Origin of the sequence: Actinomadura chibensis NBRC 106107 (genome assembly GCF_001552135.1) — a bacterium.
Classification (GTDB): Bacteria; Actinomycetota; Actinomycetes; order Streptosporangiales; family Streptosporangiaceae; genus Spirillospora; species Spirillospora chibensis.
The window spans coordinates 156,001-173,073 of sequence record NZ_BCQP01000016.1; the positions used below are offsets into that span (position 1 = coordinate 156,001).

The window sequence follows — 17,073 nt, forward strand, 5'->3', positions numbered from 1 at the left end:
TCACACCTTTCCGACGCCTGAGGTCAGGCCGCGTACGAGGAACCGCTGCGAGACGAGGGCGAGCAGCATCGTGGGCAGGGCGGCCAGCAGGGTGCCGGCGGCCATGATGCCGAAGGACTGCTCGCGCACGTTGTAGAGCCCGGAGATGGCGGGCTGGATGAGCATCGCGTCCGTCCGCGAGTTCAGGACCAGCGCGAACAGGAAGTCGTTCCACGACACCATGAACGAGAACAGGCCGACGCTGATGATCCCCGGCCGGGCCAGCGGCAGCACCACGCGGGCGAACACCTGCCAGCGGGTGCAGCCGTCGATCATCGCGGCCCGGTCCACCTCGACGGGGATGCCGTTGAAGTAGGCGCGCATCATCCACACCGAGAACGGCACCGTGAAGCCGAGGTGGGCGATGACGATGCCCGTCCTCGTGTCGGTGAGGCCCATCGAGTGGAGCATCACGTAGAAGGGCACGACGAGCGCGAACACCGGGACGAGCTGGCTGCCGAGCATCAGGCCCGGGACCGCCCGGGAGCCGGGGAACCGGAACCGCGCGAACGCGTACCCGGCCGTGCTCGCGATCACGACGTTCAGCACCGCGACGCACACCGCCACCACGGCGCTGTTCCGCATGCCGGGGACGATCAGGTCGCTGGGGTTGCTCGGCGGCGCGCCGCTGAACGCCGAGTCGAAGATCTTCTGGAAGCTGCCGAAGTCCATCGCCGGGATCCAGCGCGGCGGCGTCCGCAGCGAGTCGGCCTTCGACGTCAGCGCCACCAGCAGCAGGAAGTAGAACGGCAGCAGCACCCACGCGAGCAGCGCGAGGACGACCCCGGTGCGCAGCGCGCGCACCCCGACCTTTCGCGCCGAGCGCCTGCGGTCTCCGGCGGCCATCACGCGGCCCTCCTCTCGCGGTCGCGGCGCGGTCCCCGGACGCCGAGCGCGGTCAGCGCGGCGAGCAGCACCATCGCCAGCGTCATCAGGTAGAAGATCGCCGCGCCCTTGCCGAGGTCGAGGTCGCGGAACGCGGTGGTGTAGCCCCACCACGACAGCAGGGTCGTCTCGGTGCCCGGCCCGCCGCCCGTCAAAATGTAGATCAGCGCGAACGCCAGGAACGCGTTGATCAGCGCGAGCACCGACACCACGAGGATCGTGTCGCGGATCCAGGGCAGCGTGACGAAGAAGAACCGCCGGACCGGGCCCGCCCCGTCGATCCGCGCCGCCTTGTGCAGGTCCTCCGGGACGGTCTGCAGCGCGCCGAGGATCAGCAGCGTGGCGAACGGCACCAGGCTCCACACGAACGCGATCGCCATCACGGTCAGCGCGACCTGCCCGGAGGCGAACCACGCGACGTACTTGTCGATCAGCCCGGCCTGCTTCAGCCCTCCGTTCAGCGGGCCGAAGGTCGAGTTGAAGATCCAGCCGAAGGTCAGCGCCAGCGTGATCTGGGACAGCGACCACGGCAGCACCAGGATGCCCCGCACCACCGACCGGCCGCGGAAGTCCTGGTTGAGGGCCAGCGCGAACACCGTGCCGAGCACCAGCGTGCCCGCGACGACGGCGGCCGCGAACAGGACGGTCCGGGTCAGCGACGGCACGAACACCGGGTCCTTCAGGACGGCGGTGTAGTTGTCGAGGCCGACCCACTTGGCCGGGGCGCGGCTGCCGAGCGTCTGCTCGTGCAGGCTGACCCAGAACGAGTACACCAGCGGGTAGGCGAGCAGGACCAGCGTGACGACCAGCGCGGGCGCGGCCATCGCCATGCCGAACCGGGCCTCGCCGCGTCCGTATCCGCGCCGGCCCCCGTCCTTTCCCGCGGGCTTGGCCGCCGTCTTCGCGGCGGGCCTGCTCCGTTGCGTCGTGGCCACGGCTACTTCTGCGATCCCGCGAAGTCGGCCAGCTCCTTGAGCCCCTGGTCGGACGACTTCTTCCCGAGGACGACCTCCTGCAGCACCGCGCACGCCATGTCGGCGAACTTGGGGTACCAGGCGCGGGTGGTGACGGGGCCGAGGGGCACGGTCTTGGCGAGCTGCGCGGTGAGGGCGTCCACGTCGGCCCACTTCGCCCACGACTTGAGGACGGCCGGGTCGGAGTCGACGCTCTTGTACCCGCTGGACAGCCCGAGCGCCGTGGCGACCAGGTTCTTCGGCACGTGGTAGGAGCCGTCCTTGCCCGCGCCGCCGAGGTAGTCGATGACCGTCCCGGCGTTCTTCTCGCCCTCCGTCCCGTACGAGAGCATCCAGTACGCGCCGAAGCTGTGCGTCTGGTGGGTCTTGCCGGGCATGGCGACGTTTTTGACGGCCTTGGCCGCCGAGCTCTGCTTCGGGTCCTTCCATCCGACGACCTGCGCCTGGTAGCGCATCGAGAAGCTGCTCTTGCCGCCGCCGAAGATGTTGGTCACGCCGCCGTAGTCGGTGGTGAACAGGTCCTTCGGGACGAGGCCCTCGGAGTACAGCGTCCGCCAGCGCTCCAGGGTGGCGCGCGCGACGGCGTTCCCTTCGAGGACCGGCTTGCCGGACGGGTCGAACAGCGACCCGCCGCCCTCCGACGCCACCTCGGCGGCGAACTGGTGCCACATCAGGAACGCGTACTTGATCCAGTACGGCGAGTACGGCGTCTGGCTGATCCCCTTCGACTTCAGCTCCCGCGCCTGCTCCAGGAACTCGTCCCAGGTCTTGGGCGCGGACGCGTCGATCTTCTTCAGGTGGTCGGTGTTGACCACGAACAGCTCCGCGCCCTGGAAGTAGGGCAGCGCGTAGATCTCGCCGTCCGGGCCCTTGAGCGCGTCGGCCACGCCGGGGTTCATGTTCGCGACGAGCTTGTCGAGGCCCGGCAGGTCCTTGAGCGAGCGGACCCACTGGTTCTTCGACCACGACTCCAGGTAGCCCTCGTCCGCGAACAGCACGTCGTAGGAGGCGTTGCCGCCCGCGAGCTGCTGGTTGGTCACGGTGAGGTAGTCCTGCGCGACGTAGGACGTGCCGAGCTTGAGCGGCGAGTAGTTGGCGTTGAAGTAGTCCACGTACGGCTTGAACAGCGGGCCGACCGCGGCGTCGTGGTGCATCTGGAGGTCGTTGGGGTCGCCGCCGTCGTCGCCCGACCCGCAGGCCGTCAGCAGGCCCGGGCCGAGCCCGGCGGCGACGCCGAGCGCCACCGTGCCGCGGAGGAAGGAACGCCGGGTGAGCCGCGTGGACGCGGTGCCGGTCGCGCTGCTGGTTGCCCTGCTTGTCATGGTCTGCTCCGTTGTGCTCTCGGTGCGTCGGGGACTCTCATGCCGCGCGCAGGACCTTCCCCGCGCGCCGACCGGTGGGGCGGAAGTTGTCGATGGCGGGTTCGCCGTTCACGAAGACCCAGCGCATGAGGTCCGGATAGGCGTACTCGGTGGCCGCGCGGTCCGCGAAACGCGCGGCGCGGGCCGGGTCGGCGACGGCGATGTCGGCGAACGCTCCGGGCTGGAGCGTTCCACGTCCGGCCAGGCGCAGCCGCCGGGCCGGGACGGTCGCGAGGTGCGCCACCGCGCGGTCGAGCGGCGCCCGGCCGAGCAGGGCGGGCGCGAGGACCTCGGCCGTGCTCGCCAGGTTGCGCGGGTGCTCGTGCCGCGCCTGCTCGGCCGTCATCAGCCAGCCGTCGCTGCCGTGCATGGCGGCGGGGTGGGCGGACACGCGGGCGAGGTCGTCCCGCGAGGCGGCCGGGACGGTCATGGTGAGGCTCTCCCCCTCGGCGAGGATCAGCTCCAGCAGGACGTCCACGGCGTCCCGGCCGAGGTCGGCCGCGTACTCGGGCAGCGCCCGGCCGGACGCCTCGGGCCGCGTCCCGGACCGGCCGACGATGATCTCGTCCGGGCGGAACTGGGCCGCGCCGTCCAGGTGGCGGAGCAGCCGCAGCCGCTCGGCGCCCTCCCGGGCCCGCTCGCGCAGCAGCCGCCAGCCGCCGTCCAGCGAGCCGGGCGGGAGCAGGCTGGACACGCCGGTGCTGCCCGAGGTGTAGGGGTAGTAGTCGACGGCGACCTCGACGGCGCCGCGCTCGTTGGCCTCGTCGACCATCGCGAGGGTCGTCTCGGTGCGGCCCCAGTTGGCCTTGCCGAGCGCCTTGTGGTGCGAGATCTGCAGGTCGACCCCGGCGCCCTCGGCGGTGGAGATCGCCTCGGCGACGGACGCGACCAGGCCGTCGCGCTCGTCGCGCAGGTGGGTCGCGTAGAAGCGGCCCGTCCCGCGCAGCGGCGCGATGACCCGGCGCAGCTCGTCGGCGGCGGCGAACCGTCCTGGCGTGTAGACGAGGCCGCTGGAGACGCCGAACGCGCCCTGCTCCAGCCCGTCGGCGACGAGCCGCCGCATCGCGGCGACGGCGTCGTCGGACGGCGGCCGCGGGGCCGAGCCGACGACGTGCTCCCGGACGGCGCCGAGCCCGACGAGCGGCGCGACGTTGACGCCCGTTCCGATCGACTCCAGGTGCTCGGCGTAGGAGGCGAGGTCGGCGAACCCGCGGTCGAGCCGGGAGCTGAAGAACGACCCGAACCCGATGCTGGACGGGGGCAGCGGGAACGGCGAGAAGCCGCAGTTCCCGGTGACGTCCGTGGTCACGCCCTGGTGCAGGCGGGACAGGGCGTCCGGGTCGTGCTGGAGCGTGAAGTCGCTGTGGGTGTGCATGTCCACGAACCCCGGCAGGACGAGCAACCCCGTGGCGTCGAATACCGTGGCGCCGCGCGGCGGCTCGACGCGCGCCGCCAGCGCCGTCACCCGCTCACCCTCGATGAGCAGGTCGAGCACCGCGTCCGTCCCGGTGCCGGGGTCGACCACGCGACCGCCACGGATGATCTTCACCACTGTCTCTGCGTTCCATTCTGTGGTTTCGAATTCCACTCAATGGGATGTTGTGGCAACCTAATGTCGCTGCCGGTCCCCGGTCAAGGCATTCTTTGGAGGCGTCCGTGGTGCAAGTGGTCGATCGCGTCGGTGCGCTGCTCGCCGCGTTCAGTCAGGAGGAACCCGTCCTCGGCCTGGCCGAATGCGCCGAGCGGGCGGGGCTCAGCAAGAGCTCGGCGCACCGGTTGCTGAGCGGGCTCGCCGAGATCGGGCTCGTCGAGCGCGACCCCGCGGGCAACTGGCAGATCGGCGAGCTGCCGCTGCGGCTGGCCGCGATCCGGCTGTCGCACCGCAACATGCGGCGGGAGGCGGTGGCCGCGCTGGTCGAGCTCGGCCGGCGGTTCGACGCCGCCACCGCGTTCTCCGTCCCGAACGGCGACGAGATGGTCTACGTCGAGCGCACCGACAGCAGCATCCCGTTCGCGCCGAGCGCGCGGCTCGGCGGCACCGCGCCGATCTGGGAGGGCGCGGCCGGGCGCGCGGTCCTCGCCCGGCTGGACGCCGACCGCAGGCGCGACCTGTGCGCCGGGCCCGGCTGGTCCGCGCTGCCCGCGGACGTCCGCGCCCAGATCACCGAGGACGTCGAGCAGTCCATCACCCGCGGCTACTCGGTCGACCGCGGCCAGTTCTTCGACGGCATCGCCGGGGTCGCCTCGGCGCTCGGCCCGCCGGGGCAGCCGGCCGCCGCGCTCAGCCTGATCGTCTCGGTCGAGCGGATGTCGCCCGACCTGGAGCGCGAGATGGGACGCGCGGTCAGCGAGCTGGCCAAGGAGATCACCGGGAAGGCCGTCCTGCCGGGGGCGGGCTCGTGACCGGCGGCTGGACGGCCGCGTGCGCGGACGGCGGCCCGCCGACGCCGTTCCTCGCGCTGCACCATCCGCGCCTTCTCGCGAACATCGGCGACGTGGCCGCGCGGGTGGCGGGGCACGGCGGGCGGTCCACCCCGCACCAGAAGACCCACAAGAGCGCCGAGATCGCCAAGGCGCAGGTCGCGGCCGGGGCGACCCGCGCGACCGTCGCGACCGCCGCCGAGGCCGGGCTCGCCTTCGACGCGGGGTTCGGGTCGGTGCTCGTCGCGTACCCGCCCGTCCCGGGCGAGCGCACGCGGGCGCTGGCCGCGCTGACCGAGCGCGGCCGGGTCGCCGTCACGTGCTCGCGTCCCGAGCACGTCGGCGCGCTCGCGGCGACCGGCGCGGACTTCGACGTCTACTGGGAGATCGACTCCGGGACGAAGCGGCTCGGCACCGCGCCCGGCCGGGCCACCGCCGACGCCGTCGCCGCCTCCGCGTTCGGCGCGCGCGTCCGGCTGCGCGGGCTGATGACCTTCGCCGGGCACGCCTACGCCGCCACCGGCGCCGCCGGGCTGGCCGCCGTCCGCGACCAGCAGGACGACGCCCTGGAGAGCACCCGCGAAGCCCTCGCCGAACGCGGTCTCGCCGGGCGCGGCGCCGAGGCGCCCGTGCTCAGCGTCGGCGTCACCCCGCTGGCCCGCCTGGAGTCCGGCCGCGCGGACGAGTACCGCTACGGCAACTACGTCTTCTACGACGCGACCCAGGTCGCGCTCGGCGGCCCGGCCGCGGCCGAGTGCGCGCTCGCGGTGGTCAGCACGGTCGTGGACGTCCCGGCGCCGGACCGGCTCGTCCTGGACGCCGGTTCCAAGAGCCTGCCCGCCGAGCGGATGACGCCGCTCACCCCGGGCTTCGGACTGGTGGACGGCCATCCCGGGATCGTGATCGAGAAGCTCTACGAGGAGCACGGGCTCGCCGGGTCGGCGGAGCCGCACGGGCTGGCGCCGGGCGACCGCGTCGCCGTCGTCCCCAACCACGCCTGCACAGCGGTGAACCTGTTCACCCAGTACGCGGTGTACGACGGGACATCCTTCGTCGACACCTGGCCCATCCGGGCACGCCGGGTCTGAGAGGAGAACCCATGACAGCGGTGAAAGAGCGGCTCTCGGCCGGACCCGGCCTGGACCTCGACGTCGTCCGGTTCGGCTCGGGCGGCGGCCCGGCCGTGACGGTCCTCGGCGGCGTGCACGGCGACGAGCTGGAGGGCGTCCTCGCCGCGTACCGGCTGGCGGACGAGCTGGCCTCGGCGAACGTCCACGGGACGGTGACCGTCCTGCCCCGCGCCAACCCGCCCGCGCTCGCGGCGGGCACCCGGCACGGCGACGGCGGCGTCAACCTCGCCCGCGTCTTCCCCGGCGACCCCGGCGGCGACGCGAGCGCGCGCATCGCCCACGCGATCGCCCGCGAGCTGATCGAGCCCTGCGACCTGCTGGTCGACCTGCACTCCGCCGGGCGCCGCTACCGGATGCCGCCGATGTGCGGGTTCGGCGCGGACCGCACGCTCGGCGGCCGCCCGCTGCTGGACGCGGCCCGCACCACGCCGTTCCCGTACCTGTGGGCGCACGCGTCGGTCGCGCCCGGCCGGTCCGTCAGCCACGCCGACGCGCTCGGCAAGCCGTGGGCCTACTTCGAGAGCGGCGGAGGCGGCGCGCTGCGCGAGGCCGACCTCGACCGCTACGTGCGGGGGGCGCTGCGCCTCCTGGAAGCGGTGGGCGCGATCGAGCCGGTCTCCTTCGCGGGCCCGCCGCCCGGACGCCAGACGATCGTCACGGGCGGGGACGGCGACACCGACACCGGTGTCCTGTTCACCACGGCGGGCGCGTTCGTGTCGTCCGTCGCGGCCGGGGACGCGGTCGGCGCCGGGCAGCCGATCGGCGCCGTGTACGACGACGGCGGGCGGGCGGCCGAGGTCGTGCGGGCCGCGTCGTCCGGGATCGTCATGATGCTGCGGCACGAGCTGCGCGTGGAGCCCGGCGAGGTCGCCGCGATCGTCGCCGGGGCGGGCCGCCGTGCGGCTTGACGCGTCGGTCGACCTGGTCGGCGGCGGACGGCTCGGGCCGGGGCTCAGCAACGCCTACGACTCCAACGTCTACCTGCTGCGCGGCGACGACGGCGGCTGGCTCGTCGACACCGGGAGCGGCCTCGACCAGGAGGTGCTGCTCGGACGCGTCCAAGCGGCGCTCGGCGGGCGGCGGCTGCGCGGCGCCGTGATCACGCACGCGCACGCCGACCACGCGGGCGGCGCCGCCGGGCTCGCCGCGCGGGGCGTCGCCGTCGCCGCCGGTCCGCGCACGGCCGAGCTGGTGCGGGACGGCGCCCCCGGCCCGCTCGGGCTCACGGCCGCGCTGCGCGCCGGGATCTACCCGTCCGACTACCGGTTCGCGCCCTGCCCGGACGTGCGGGCGACCGGCTCGGCCGACCTCGGCCCGCTCCGGGCGCTGCCGACGCCGGGGCACAGCGCCGACCACACGTCCTACCTGTTCACCGCGGGCGGCACGACCTACGCCTGCACCGGCGACCTGCTGTTCGCCCGGGGCCGGACCGTGCTGCCGGGCGCCGCGGACGCCGACGTCCAGGAGCTGCGGCGGTCGCTGGAACGGCTCCGCGACGCGCGCCCGGACGTCCTGCTGCCCGGCCACGGCACGCCCGTCATGGCGGACGCGTCCTGGCACATCGAGCAGGCCCTCGCCGCCTTCGACCTGGGCCGCCTGCCCACCTCCTTCACCTGACCCGAGGAACCTCCATGAGCAGAAGCGTGATCGTCACCGGCGGCGGAGGCGGCATCGGATCCGCCATCACCCGGCGGCTCGCCGCCCCCGGCCGGACCGTCGTCGTCTTCGAGGCCGGGCCGGGCGCGGTCGAACGCGCCCGCGCCGACCTCGGGACGGCGGCCGACGTGCGGGCGGTCGACGCGGGCGACCCGGCCGCGATCACCGCCGCCGTCGCCGCGGTCGCGGCCGAGCACGGGCCGCCGGAGATCCTCGTGAACTGCGCGGCCGTGACCGGCGTCCCGGCCAAGGCGCCCCTGCTCGACACCTCCGACGAGCTGCTGGCGCGCGTCCTCGCCGTCAACACCGTCGGGCCGTTCACCTGCGCCCGGGAGGCCGCCCGGCACATGGTCGCGGCGGGCGGCGGCGTCATCGTCAACATCGGGTCGATCGCCGCGCACCGGGGGCAGCTCGACGCGTCCGCCTACACCGTCAGCAAGTCGGCCATGACCGGGCTGACGCGGGCCCTCGCGATGGAGCTCGGGCCGTCCGGCGTCAGGGTCGTGCAGGTCGACCCGGGCGACATCAGCACTCCCGGCAGCGACCGGCTCGTCGAGCTCATCGAGGCCGACGGGGCGCGGTCGGGCGTCTCGGGGCTGCCGCCGGTCGGGCGGCGCGGCCGTCCCGAGGAGATCGCCGAGGTGGTCGCGTTCCTCTGCTCGCCGGGGGCCTCGTTCGTCTCCGGCACCCAGATCGTCGTCGACGGCGGATACCTCGCCGGATAGGGGCCCTCTCATGATCGACCTTCGCTCCGACGTCATGACGCTGCCCACCGAGGGCATGCTGCGCGCGATGACCACCGCCCCGCTCGGCGACGAGCAGGTGCGCGAGGACCCGACCGTCCGCGCCCTGGAGGACGACCTGACCGGCATGCTCGGCCAGGAGGCGGCGGTGTTCGTCCCGTCGGCCACCATGGCCAACCAGATCGCGATGCTGTGCCAGGTGGAGCGCGGCCAGGAGATCGTCGGCGAGCGGCACAGCCACATGTTCCGCTACGAGGCGGGCGGCCCCGCCTTCCTCGCCGGGGCCGTCGTCACCGGGCTGCCCGGGACGGCCGGGGTGTTCACCGGGGCGCAGGTGCGCGCGACCGCCCAGGTCGGCGACTCCGAGCACCGGCCCCGCACCGCGCTCGCCCTCGTCGAGGACACGCACAACGTCTCCGGCGGGCGCGCCTGGCCGACCGCCGCCCTGGACGACCTCTACGACACCTGCGACGAGCTCGGGCTCGCCGTCCACATCGACGGGGCGCGGCTGTTCAACGCGTCCGTGGCGCTGGACGTCCCGCCCGACCGGATCACCGCGCGGGCCCGGACCGTCGCCGTCTGCTTCTCCAAGGGCCTCGGCTGCCCGGCGGGCGCGGCGCTCGTCGGGCGCGCCGACGTCCTCGCCCCGGCCCGCCGGATCCGGCAGATGCTCGGCGGCTCGCTGCGCCAGGCGGGCGTCCTCGCGGGCGCCGCCCGCTACGCGCTCAGGCACAACATCGCCCGACTGGCCGACGACCACGCCAACGCCCGCACCTTCGCCACGCTGCTGGCCGAAGGAGGACTGCCGGTCGACCCCGCCGACGTGGACACGAACTTCGTCTTCCTGGACGTCGCGTCCCTCGGCCTCGACCGCGGCGCCGCGCAGGAGCGGCTCCGCTCCCACGGCGTCCTGTGGTCGAACGCGCATCATCCGGGCGTGCTGCGCGCGGTCACCTTCCTCGGACGGTCGGAGGAGGACGTCCGTACCGCCGCCGCCCGGACCGTGAAGGCACTGACCACCGCCTGAACGCGCCCTGTATGCTCCGGGCATGTCGCCGGGTCCTGGGTTCCCCGCGCCGCGGTGCGGCGAGGTTCATCGGCCGCCGGAGAGGTCCGCCGCGCTCGGCGGCGTGCCGCCGGCGCGGCGCGCGGGGCTCTCATGAGGGTGCTCGATCCGCGCGACCGGATCGCGCTCGCCGACCTCGTCGCCAGGTACGCGCTCTACGCCGACCAGGTCAAGTACACCAGCCTCGCGGGCCTCTTCGCCGACGACGCGGTGCTCACCCTGCCGGACCCTCCGGAGCAGCTCGAACCCGTCCGTTCCGTCACGGGACGAGACGAGATCGCCAAGGCGCTCCGGTACCTGGAGAGGTTCCCGCGCACGTCGCACGAGATCGTGGGCCAGGTGTTCGATCCGGGGCGCGAGAACGCGACGGCGACCGGGCGCGTCGCCTGCGTCGTGCACCATCTCGACGAGGACGGGCCGGGAGAGCCCACCGACTTCGCCTGGCACGTCCGCTGCGGCGACGCCTACCGGCGGGAGGGCGGCTTCTGGCGGATCGAGCGCCGGACGGTCCAGATCGACTTCATCGAGAGGAGACCGGTCTGGCGCTGGCGAGACTGACGCAGCTCTCGGGCCCTGATCGAGCCGCGTCGGGCCTCCCCCGGAACCGCCTCAGAGGATGAACTCGGCCGGGTCGCAGTGGTATCTGCGGGAGGCGGACCTCGCCGCGGCGACCCACGCCGGGTTTCCGCCCGGGGTGCGGACGGAGATCGGCCCGGCCGTGTTGAACCAGCAGGCGAACGCGCAGCGGGTGTGGCGGCCGCCGGCCGCCGTGGACGTCAGGTACTCGACCTGGTCGTTCAGCCAGCCGACGTCCCGCGTGCCGGTCCGGCCGTAGCCGATCTCGGGGACCGCCCACGGGATCCCCTTGGAGTCGGCGAACTCCACGGCGGGCCCCCACAGCGACTCCTGCGTGCCGACGTGGGAGTAGCCGTCGACGCCGAGGCAGTCGACGAGGTCGTCGCCCGGCCACAGGTCGGCGTAGGTCGACCCGGCGCGCGGGGACGTCCCGGACCAGGTGGTGAGGATCTGGATCGTGTGGAGGCGCGGCCACCCGTCGGCCTTCACCCGCTGGACGAGGCGGCAGAACCGGCGGAAGGCGGCCAGGTACACGGTGAGGCCGAACGAGCCGCTGCGGATCTTGCCGTCCGCCTCGTGCCAGATGCTCACGAACGCGAGGTGGTCCTTCGGGATCGACCGCAGGAACGCGACGGTCTCCCGGTCGAGGGCGCCCCGGGCCATGGCGGTGATGGACGGCTTCCCGCTCCAGCAGGACGCGCGGGCGCCGACGTCGACGCCCGCGTTGGAGTCCGCCCAGCTCTCCGGCATCCCGACGGCGGCGGGCTGGTAGGAGCGGCGGATGGTGAGGGGGCCGAAATCGTCGTCCATCGCCGGGAAGTCGGAGCCGGACAGCCGGTCTCCGGCGGCCCCCCACAGGATCGCGTTCCGGCCCAGGTTCCGGGCGTCGGGTCTGGCATGCGTCATCGTTCCCCCGGCATCGGGTCGACGACCCCCACCAGGATGGTCACCGGACGGCCCAGCCGATGCCAGGCGTGCGCGCGGTATTCGCCCACCGGGGTCAGGGACTTGTGTCCGCGCCGGGCAGTGGCGCCGGAGCCGCCCGGCGCGTGTAGGGCACGCGTCTCCGGGAACTCGGAGAGGGTCCGCGCGGATCGCGAGGAGGGTCGTGGGATGGGCAGCCTGATCGGACGGAACCTGCTCGCCGGAGCCGAGCCCGGCGCCACCGCCGGCGCCGGGTATCCCGACCCGCCGCCGCGCATGGGGTTCTTCACCGACACGTCCGTGTGCATCGGCTGCAAGGCGTGCGAGGTGGCCTGCAAGGAATGGAACGCCGTCCCCGAGGACGGCCTGGAGTTCACCGGGATGTCCTACGACAACACGCAGGGCCTCGGCGCGGACACCTGGCGGCACGTCGCGTTCATCGAGCAGGACAAGCCGATCGGGCAGGCGGAGACGGGCGCCGAGCGCGGCCCGGACGGCGCGGACGGCCCGGACGGCGCGGCGGGCATGCGCTGGCTGATGGCGTCCGACGTGTGCAAGCACTGCACGCACGCCGCCTGCCTGGACGTCTGCCCCACCGGTTCGCTCTTCCGCACGGAGTTCGGGACGGTCGTCGTCCAGGAGGACATCTGCAACGGCTGCGGATACTGCATCCCCGCCTGCCCCTACGGCGTCATCGACCAGCGCAAGGGCGACGGCCGGGCGTGGAAGTGCACGCTCTGCTACGACCGGCTCGGCGCGGGCCAGGAACCCGCGTGCGCGAAGGCGTGCCCGACGGACTCCATCCAGTTCGGCCCGCTCGACGAGCTGCGCGAGCGCGCCGCGATGCGCGTCGACCAGCTGCACGACCTCGGCGTCGACGACGCCCGCCTCTACGGCCACGACCCGGACGACGGCGTCGGCGGCGACGGCGCGTTCTTCCTGCTCCTGGACGAGCCCGAGGTGTACGGGCTGCCGCCCGACCCAGTGGTCACCACGCGCGAGCTGCCGTCGATGTGGGCGCACGCGGGGGTCGCGGCGGCGACGCTGCTCGGCGGGATCGCCGCCGTGTTCGCCGTCCACGGCCGGAGCGGAGGCGGCCGATGAGCACGTCCGACGTCGGCAAGGACGGCCTGAAGGGCGCGCGCCCCGGCCGGGAGGCGCAGGTCGGGCGGGGCGTCCGGCGCCGGGGGCGGCGCGGCGAGCGGGCGATGGTCCCGGACGCCGAGTTCACCTCCTACTACGGCAAGCCCGTCCTGAACCCGCCGGTCTGGAACTCCGCCGACATCGCCGCCTACTTCTTCCTCGGCGGGCTGGCCGGGGCGGGCTCGGTGCTCGCCGCCGGGGCGCGGCTCACCGGGCGTCCCACCGCCGCGCGGGCGCTGAAGGCGTCCTCGCTGGCGGCGATCCTCGGGTCGACGGCCGCGCTGATCCACGACCTCGGACGCCCGAAGCGCTTCCTCAACATGCTGCGGGTGATGAAGCCGACCTCGCCGATGAGCGTGGGCTCCTGGCTGCTCGCGGCGTACGGCCCGGCCGTGGGCGGCGCCGCCGTCCTCGACGTGACGGGCCTGTTCCCCCGGCTCGGCGGCGCGGCCACCGCGACGGCGGCGGCGCTCGGCCCGGCCGTCACCACCTACACGGCGGTCCTCGCCGCCGACACGGCGGTGCCCGCCTGGCACGAGGGCCACCGCGAGCTGCCGTTCGTGTTCGCGGGCTCGGCCACGGCCGCGGCGGCGGGGATGGGGCTCGTCGCGTCCCCGCTCCGCGAGAACGGGCCGATGCGCAGCGCGGCGGTGTTCGGCACGGTCCTGGAGGCCGCCGCGGCGAGCACGCTCCGCCGCCGCGTCGGGTTCGTCGCCGAGCCCTACCGCAAGGGCAAGGCCGGACGGCTCATGCGCACCGGCGCGGTGCTCTCGGCGGCGGGCGCGGGCGGCGCGGCGCTGTTCGCCGGGCGCGACCGCGCGGCGGCCGTCCTCAGCGGGACGGCGCTCCTCGCGGGCTCGGCGTTCACCCGGTTCGGCGTCTTCCACGCCGGGATGCAGTCGGCGCGCGACCCGAAGTACACGGTCGTCCCGCAGCGGGAGCGCCTGGCCGCGCGGGCCGAGGCCGAACGGTCCGGCTGAGCCGTCAGGCCGCGGTCTGCTCGGCGGGCTCCCCGGCCGGCTCGCGGCCCGGCCGCCAGAACACCGCGAGCAGCGCCGCCGCGCCGAGGCCGCCCGCGAGGGCGGTGATCGCGAGGCCCGTCCAGCCGGCGAGCTCGCCGTCCACGCCGAGCGCGCGGTCGAGGGAGACCGCGCCGCCGCCGAGCGCGCCGAGCGCGCACGCCACCAGGATGATCATGAGGACGTACTCGTAGCCCTGCCCCGGGCGGAAGATGAAGAAGCCGTTGCGCAGGTGTGCGGTGACGAACGCGACCGCCATCGTGCCGACCGCGCCCGCCGCCGCGAGCGGGGTGAGCAGCCCGAGCAGCAGCAGGACGCCGGCGCCCAGCTCGGTGCCGGTCGCCATCAGGGCGTGCAGCCTCCCCGGCCGCAGCCCCATCGACTCGAACCAGCCCGCCGTGCCCTCGATCCTCCCGCCGCCGAACGCGTGGTTCCACCCGTGGGCGACGAGGGTGCCGCCGACCGACACCCGCAGGACGAGGGACGCGATGTCGATGCTCGCCGCGTCCACTGACATTCACGGCCCCTTTCCCTGATTCCGGACGTCCCCGTCCGAGCGTCCCGCCAACGTACAGGAACGATCCGGGCGGACCGAGGGCGCGGGCCGGGGATCACCGAGTCCGGTTCGGCCGGGACCGGTTACCGGCCGTGCCGTGGGGCAGATCACAAGGAGGCGAGTTCCGGATCACGTCACATTCCGGGCGGTCGATCCATCTTCTCTAACGGGCGCTCCCCTCCGCCGCGGGGGCGCCGGGTGCGGAGAGCTGGGAGGCGCCATGGGCAGCGAGCCGAGGCGGTTCGACCTCACGATGCTGCACGCCGCGTACGGCGCGTTCCGCCGCGACGCGGCCCGGCTGGGGTCGGCCGCCGCGCGCCGGGGCGCCCTCGACTGGACGGCGATCGAGAACAGCTGGTCGCTGTTCAGGCTCCACTGGCGCGTGCAGGACGTCGCGGAGAAGAGCGCCCTCTGGACGGTGATGTACGCCAAGGCCGCCGACGGGTTGGACGGGGTCGGCGCCGTCCTGGACGAGATGACGCTGCACGCGCTGCGGACCGTCCCCCCGATGGACGCGATGGACACCGCACTCGACCAGCGGAGCCGCGCCATGTTCGCCGAGTGCGCCCAATGGCTCGGCGCCGCCGCGGACGACCTCCTCGACTTCAAGGAGTCGGACGTGCTGCCCCTCGTCCCGAAGACGCTCACCGCGTTCGAGTGGGGCACGTTCGACGTCGAGTTCCGCCGCGAGCTCGGCATGCGCGGGCTCGGCGTGTTCCTGCCGTGGCTGCTGGACGGCGCCGACGACCGCACCCGCCGGGCGGTGCTGCGGCTCCTGCCGCCGCCGATCCGCCTCGTCTACCGGACGAGCTGGCGCCCCCGCTACGAACGCCGCCCCCGCCTCGCCCTCCACACCTGCTGACCCCGCCCCTCCCGCCCCAGGGCACGCGCGGCCGCTCACGTCGCTAGCGTCCCGACAGCGCGTGCGGATCGCGTTCGGTACCGCCGCGCACCCGGTAGACGCCCGGATCGATCTCCTCCGAGAGGCTGGCGACACGCGCGCGCAGCCCGGGCGGCCAGCGCGTGCCCTCGTCCCACACCACCCCGTTCAGCACTGTCAGGTCACGCAAGAGCGCACTGGTCAGATCGGCGCCGGAGGCGTCCACCCCGACCTCCATCAGGTCGCGGTCGAGAGTGCAGGCGAACTCGAAGGCCCGGTCGAGGTTGATGACGAGTTGGCGGACGTTGGCGAAGGCGCCGTCACGGCCACGGAGCCTTTCGACACCGAGGGGGTGCCCTAGGCATTCGGTGATGGCGCGAGCCTCCTCCCAGGCGTTGGCGAGCCCACGGGAGATATCAATGGCGAGATGCTCTCTGCGGGGGTGGTCGGGGATGACGAGCAGGGCGTCGGCCAGGTCGCTGGCGAGGCCCCGGGACAAGGCGAGGGCGCTCCCGCCGGTCCAGCGGTCGGGATGGCGTTCCAGCAATTCGCTGAGGTCGAAGGCGACAGCGCGGGCGGTGTTGAGAGTGACCACGAGATCGCGAGCACGCGCACGCGCCTTGATCTGGTCGGCGGCCCTCGTCACCGCGGACGGCGGGGCATCGGCGCCGCCGGGGGAAGGATCGACCGGGTCCGCCGGTGGGCCAGCGGCGGCGTCGAGCATGGCGACCAGCACGGCGGTCGGGTCCGCGACCAGCCGCACATGGTCGAGCAGCCGGGCGTGGCCGGCGGCGAGGACGGCGTCCAGCTCGGCGTCGCTGAGGCCGGGTCCGGGGAACTCGTCGTCGGAGGGGGGCTCGTCGTGCGAGAAGCCGCTCATCGCTCGCGTCTCCCTTCGCGGTCGGCCGTATCGGCGCCGCCCACGGCGCCCGCCGGGCGTTCGGGCGTGGTCAGGTGCTTCTTGAGATTGCGGCGGGCCCTCTTGAGCAGGTCACGGACTCGTTGCTCGGTCACGCCCAGGTGCGCGGCGATGACGGAATTGGAGATGTCATCCAGATGGAACGCCAGGACCGTCCGCACGTCCTCCGGGAGCACTTGGAGGACGGCGACCAGGTCGCGTTCCTGGCCGGTCAGCTCGGCGTGCCCCGGGCCGGGCGCGATCGCGTCCGGCAACCGCTGGACCGGGATCTCCGGACAAGGGCGGTAGGAGCTCCGGTGATGCCGCAGCGCCACCGTGCGGATCCAGGCCCGCGGCTCGCCGACCGTCCCCCACCGGCCGTCCAGCACCCTCTGCCAGCCCTTCAGGAACGCGTGCTGAGCGCAGTCCTGCGCCTTGTGGTGATCGGCGCCGTCGAGCATCACGAACCGCACCACCAGAGGGAACTCGGCCGCGAAGAAGTCGAGGTAGTCCTGTCGCGCCGCGACCGCTCCGGCTTCGGCGCCCGGGTGGCCGCCGCCGCTGGGATCCGGCGCGCTGCCGCGCGCGGCCCCCAGGTCGTCGCCATCACTCATCACCGGCCCGCCGGGGCTGGTCCCGCCGCGCCCGCAACCGGCCGTCCACCACACCGATCACCGCGCCGATCACCGGCGCCAGCGCCGCCACCACCGCTATCAGGTTCATCCGTCCCCGTCTCATTTCCGTCCCGGCCCGCCCCGGCCCCGGATGGCGCCTGCCGTACGGCGGCGGGCCCTCACCGGTA

18 protein-coding genes are annotated in these 17,073 nt (G+C 74.0%); 10 read left to right on the forward strand and 8 right to left on the reverse strand.

Translation table 11 applies throughout. The annotated features are described in order from the left end of the window. Genes ACH01S_RS09825 through ACH01S_RS09840 form a run of 4 tightly spaced genes read right to left on the reverse strand, consistent with a single transcriptional unit; the run spans position 1 to position 4,808 of the window. On the reverse strand, positions 1-885 hold the full coding sequence (locus tag ACH01S_RS09825; RefSeq protein ID WP_067888187.1) for a carbohydrate ABC transporter permease: 885 nt from the start codon (positions 883-885) through the stop codon (positions 1-3). Beyond that, positions 885-1,859, reverse strand: a complete 975-nt coding sequence (locus ACH01S_RS09830) for a carbohydrate ABC transporter permease (RefSeq protein ID WP_067888189.1) — start codon at positions 1,857-1,859, stop codon at positions 885-887. Before ACH01S_RS09830 ends, ACH01S_RS09825 begins: the two co-directional genes overlap by 1 nt. 2 nt (positions 1,860-1,861) lie before the next feature. Continuing rightward, positions 1,862-3,220, reverse strand: coding sequence for an ABC transporter substrate-binding protein (locus ACH01S_RS09835; protein ID WP_067888191.1), 1,359 nt, complete (start codon positions 3,218-3,220; stop codon positions 1,862-1,864). A gap of 37 nt (positions 3,221-3,257) precedes the next feature. Further along, positions 3,258-4,808: an N-acyl-D-amino-acid deacylase family protein gene (locus ACH01S_RS09840; RefSeq protein WP_148344647.1), complete on the reverse strand. Its 1,551-nt coding sequence runs from the start codon at positions 4,806-4,808 to the stop codon at positions 3,258-3,260. Positions 4,809-4,918: 110 nt separating this feature from the next. Between ACH01S_RS09840 and ACH01S_RS09845 the strand changes: the two genes are divergently transcribed. The 7 genes from ACH01S_RS09845 (at position 4,919) to ACH01S_RS09875 (ending at position 10,833) form a co-directional block, all read left to right on the forward strand. Further along, positions 4,919-5,662: an IclR family transcriptional regulator gene (locus ACH01S_RS09845; RefSeq protein ID WP_169809240.1), complete on the forward strand. Its 744-nt coding sequence runs from the start codon at positions 4,919-4,921 to the stop codon at positions 5,660-5,662. Beyond that, complete coding sequence (locus tag ACH01S_RS09850) at positions 5,659-6,768, forward strand: alanine racemase (protein WP_067888198.1); 1,110 nt, start codon at positions 5,659-5,661, stop codon at positions 6,766-6,768. The genes ACH01S_RS09845 and ACH01S_RS09850 overlap by 4 nt, the downstream gene beginning before the upstream one ends. Positions 6,769-6,779: 11 nt before the next feature. Continuing rightward, positions 6,780-7,718, forward strand: a complete 939-nt coding sequence (locus ACH01S_RS09855; protein ID WP_083980505.1) for a succinylglutamate desuccinylase/aspartoacylase family protein — start codon at positions 6,780-6,782, stop codon at positions 7,716-7,718. Next, a complete protein-coding gene (locus ACH01S_RS09860; RefSeq protein ID WP_067888204.1) occupies positions 7,708-8,427 on the forward strand; it encodes an MBL fold metallo-hydrolase in 720 nt (239 codons plus the stop codon). Before ACH01S_RS09855 ends, ACH01S_RS09860 begins: the two co-directional genes overlap by 11 nt. A 14-nt stretch (positions 8,428-8,441) precedes the next feature. Then, positions 8,442-9,191: an SDR family NAD(P)-dependent oxidoreductase gene (locus ACH01S_RS09865; RefSeq protein ID WP_067888207.1), complete on the forward strand. Its 750-nt coding sequence runs from the start codon at positions 8,442-8,444 to the stop codon at positions 9,189-9,191. Positions 9,192-9,201: 10 nt separating this feature from the next. Next, the gene (locus ACH01S_RS09870; protein WP_067888211.1) at positions 9,202-10,236 is read left to right on the forward strand and encodes a threonine aldolase family protein; all 1,035 of its coding nucleotides are present in this window, start codon (positions 9,202-9,204) and stop codon (positions 10,234-10,236) included. A gap of 132 nt (positions 10,237-10,368) precedes the next feature. Beyond that, a complete protein-coding gene (locus tag ACH01S_RS09875; RefSeq protein ID WP_067888214.1) occupies positions 10,369-10,833 on the forward strand; it encodes a nuclear transport factor 2 family protein in 465 nt (154 codons plus the stop codon). Positions 10,834-10,884: 51 nt separating this feature from the next. Here ACH01S_RS09875 and ACH01S_RS09880 read toward each other — a convergent pair whose 3' ends face one another. Further along, complete coding sequence (locus ACH01S_RS09880; RefSeq protein WP_067888217.1) at positions 10,885-11,757, reverse strand: glycoside hydrolase family 26 protein; 873 nt, start codon at positions 11,755-11,757, stop codon at positions 10,885-10,887. Positions 11,758-12,051: 294 nt separating this feature from the next. On the opposite strand from ACH01S_RS09880, the gene ACH01S_RS09885 reads away from it, so the two are divergent. Together ACH01S_RS09885 and nrfD are read left to right on the forward strand one after the other, a co-directional pair. Next, a complete protein-coding gene (locus ACH01S_RS09885) occupies positions 12,052-12,879 on the forward strand; it encodes a 4Fe-4S dicluster domain-containing protein (protein WP_246237083.1) in 828 nt (275 codons plus the stop codon). Then, positions 12,876-13,898, forward strand: a complete 1,023-nt coding sequence (nrfD, locus tag ACH01S_RS09890) for an NrfD/PsrC family molybdoenzyme membrane anchor subunit (protein WP_067888222.1) — start codon at positions 12,876-12,878, stop codon at positions 13,896-13,898. Before ACH01S_RS09885 ends, nrfD begins: the two co-directional genes overlap by 4 nt. 4 nt (positions 13,899-13,902) lie before the next feature. Here the strand turns inward: nrfD and ACH01S_RS09895 are convergent, their stop codons facing one another. Beyond that, positions 13,903-14,454 (reverse strand): DoxX family protein, encoded by a 552-nt coding sequence (locus ACH01S_RS09895; RefSeq protein WP_067888225.1) that lies wholly within the window; start codon positions 14,452-14,454, stop codon positions 13,903-13,905. Between the two features lie 259 nt (positions 14,455-14,713). On the opposite strand from ACH01S_RS09895, the gene ACH01S_RS09900 reads away from it, so the two are divergent. After that, entirely contained in the window at positions 14,714-15,355 is a 642-nt protein-coding gene (locus ACH01S_RS09900; protein WP_067888228.1) for a hypothetical protein, read from the forward strand. Positions 15,356-15,398: 43 nt separating this feature from the next. Here the strand turns inward: ACH01S_RS09900 and ACH01S_RS09905 are convergent, their stop codons facing one another. Together ACH01S_RS09905 and ACH01S_RS09910 are read right to left on the reverse strand one after the other, a co-directional pair. Continuing rightward, positions 15,399-16,253: a hypothetical protein gene (locus ACH01S_RS09905; RefSeq protein WP_067888232.1), complete on the reverse strand. Its 855-nt coding sequence runs from the start codon at positions 16,251-16,253 to the stop codon at positions 15,399-15,401. Next, positions 16,250-16,885 (reverse strand): sigma-70 family RNA polymerase sigma factor, encoded by a 636-nt coding sequence (locus ACH01S_RS09910; protein ID WP_067888235.1) that lies wholly within the window; start codon positions 16,883-16,885, stop codon positions 16,250-16,252. The genes ACH01S_RS09905 and ACH01S_RS09910 overlap by 4 nt, the downstream gene beginning before the upstream one ends. Positions 16,886-17,073: the final 188 nt, after the last annotated feature.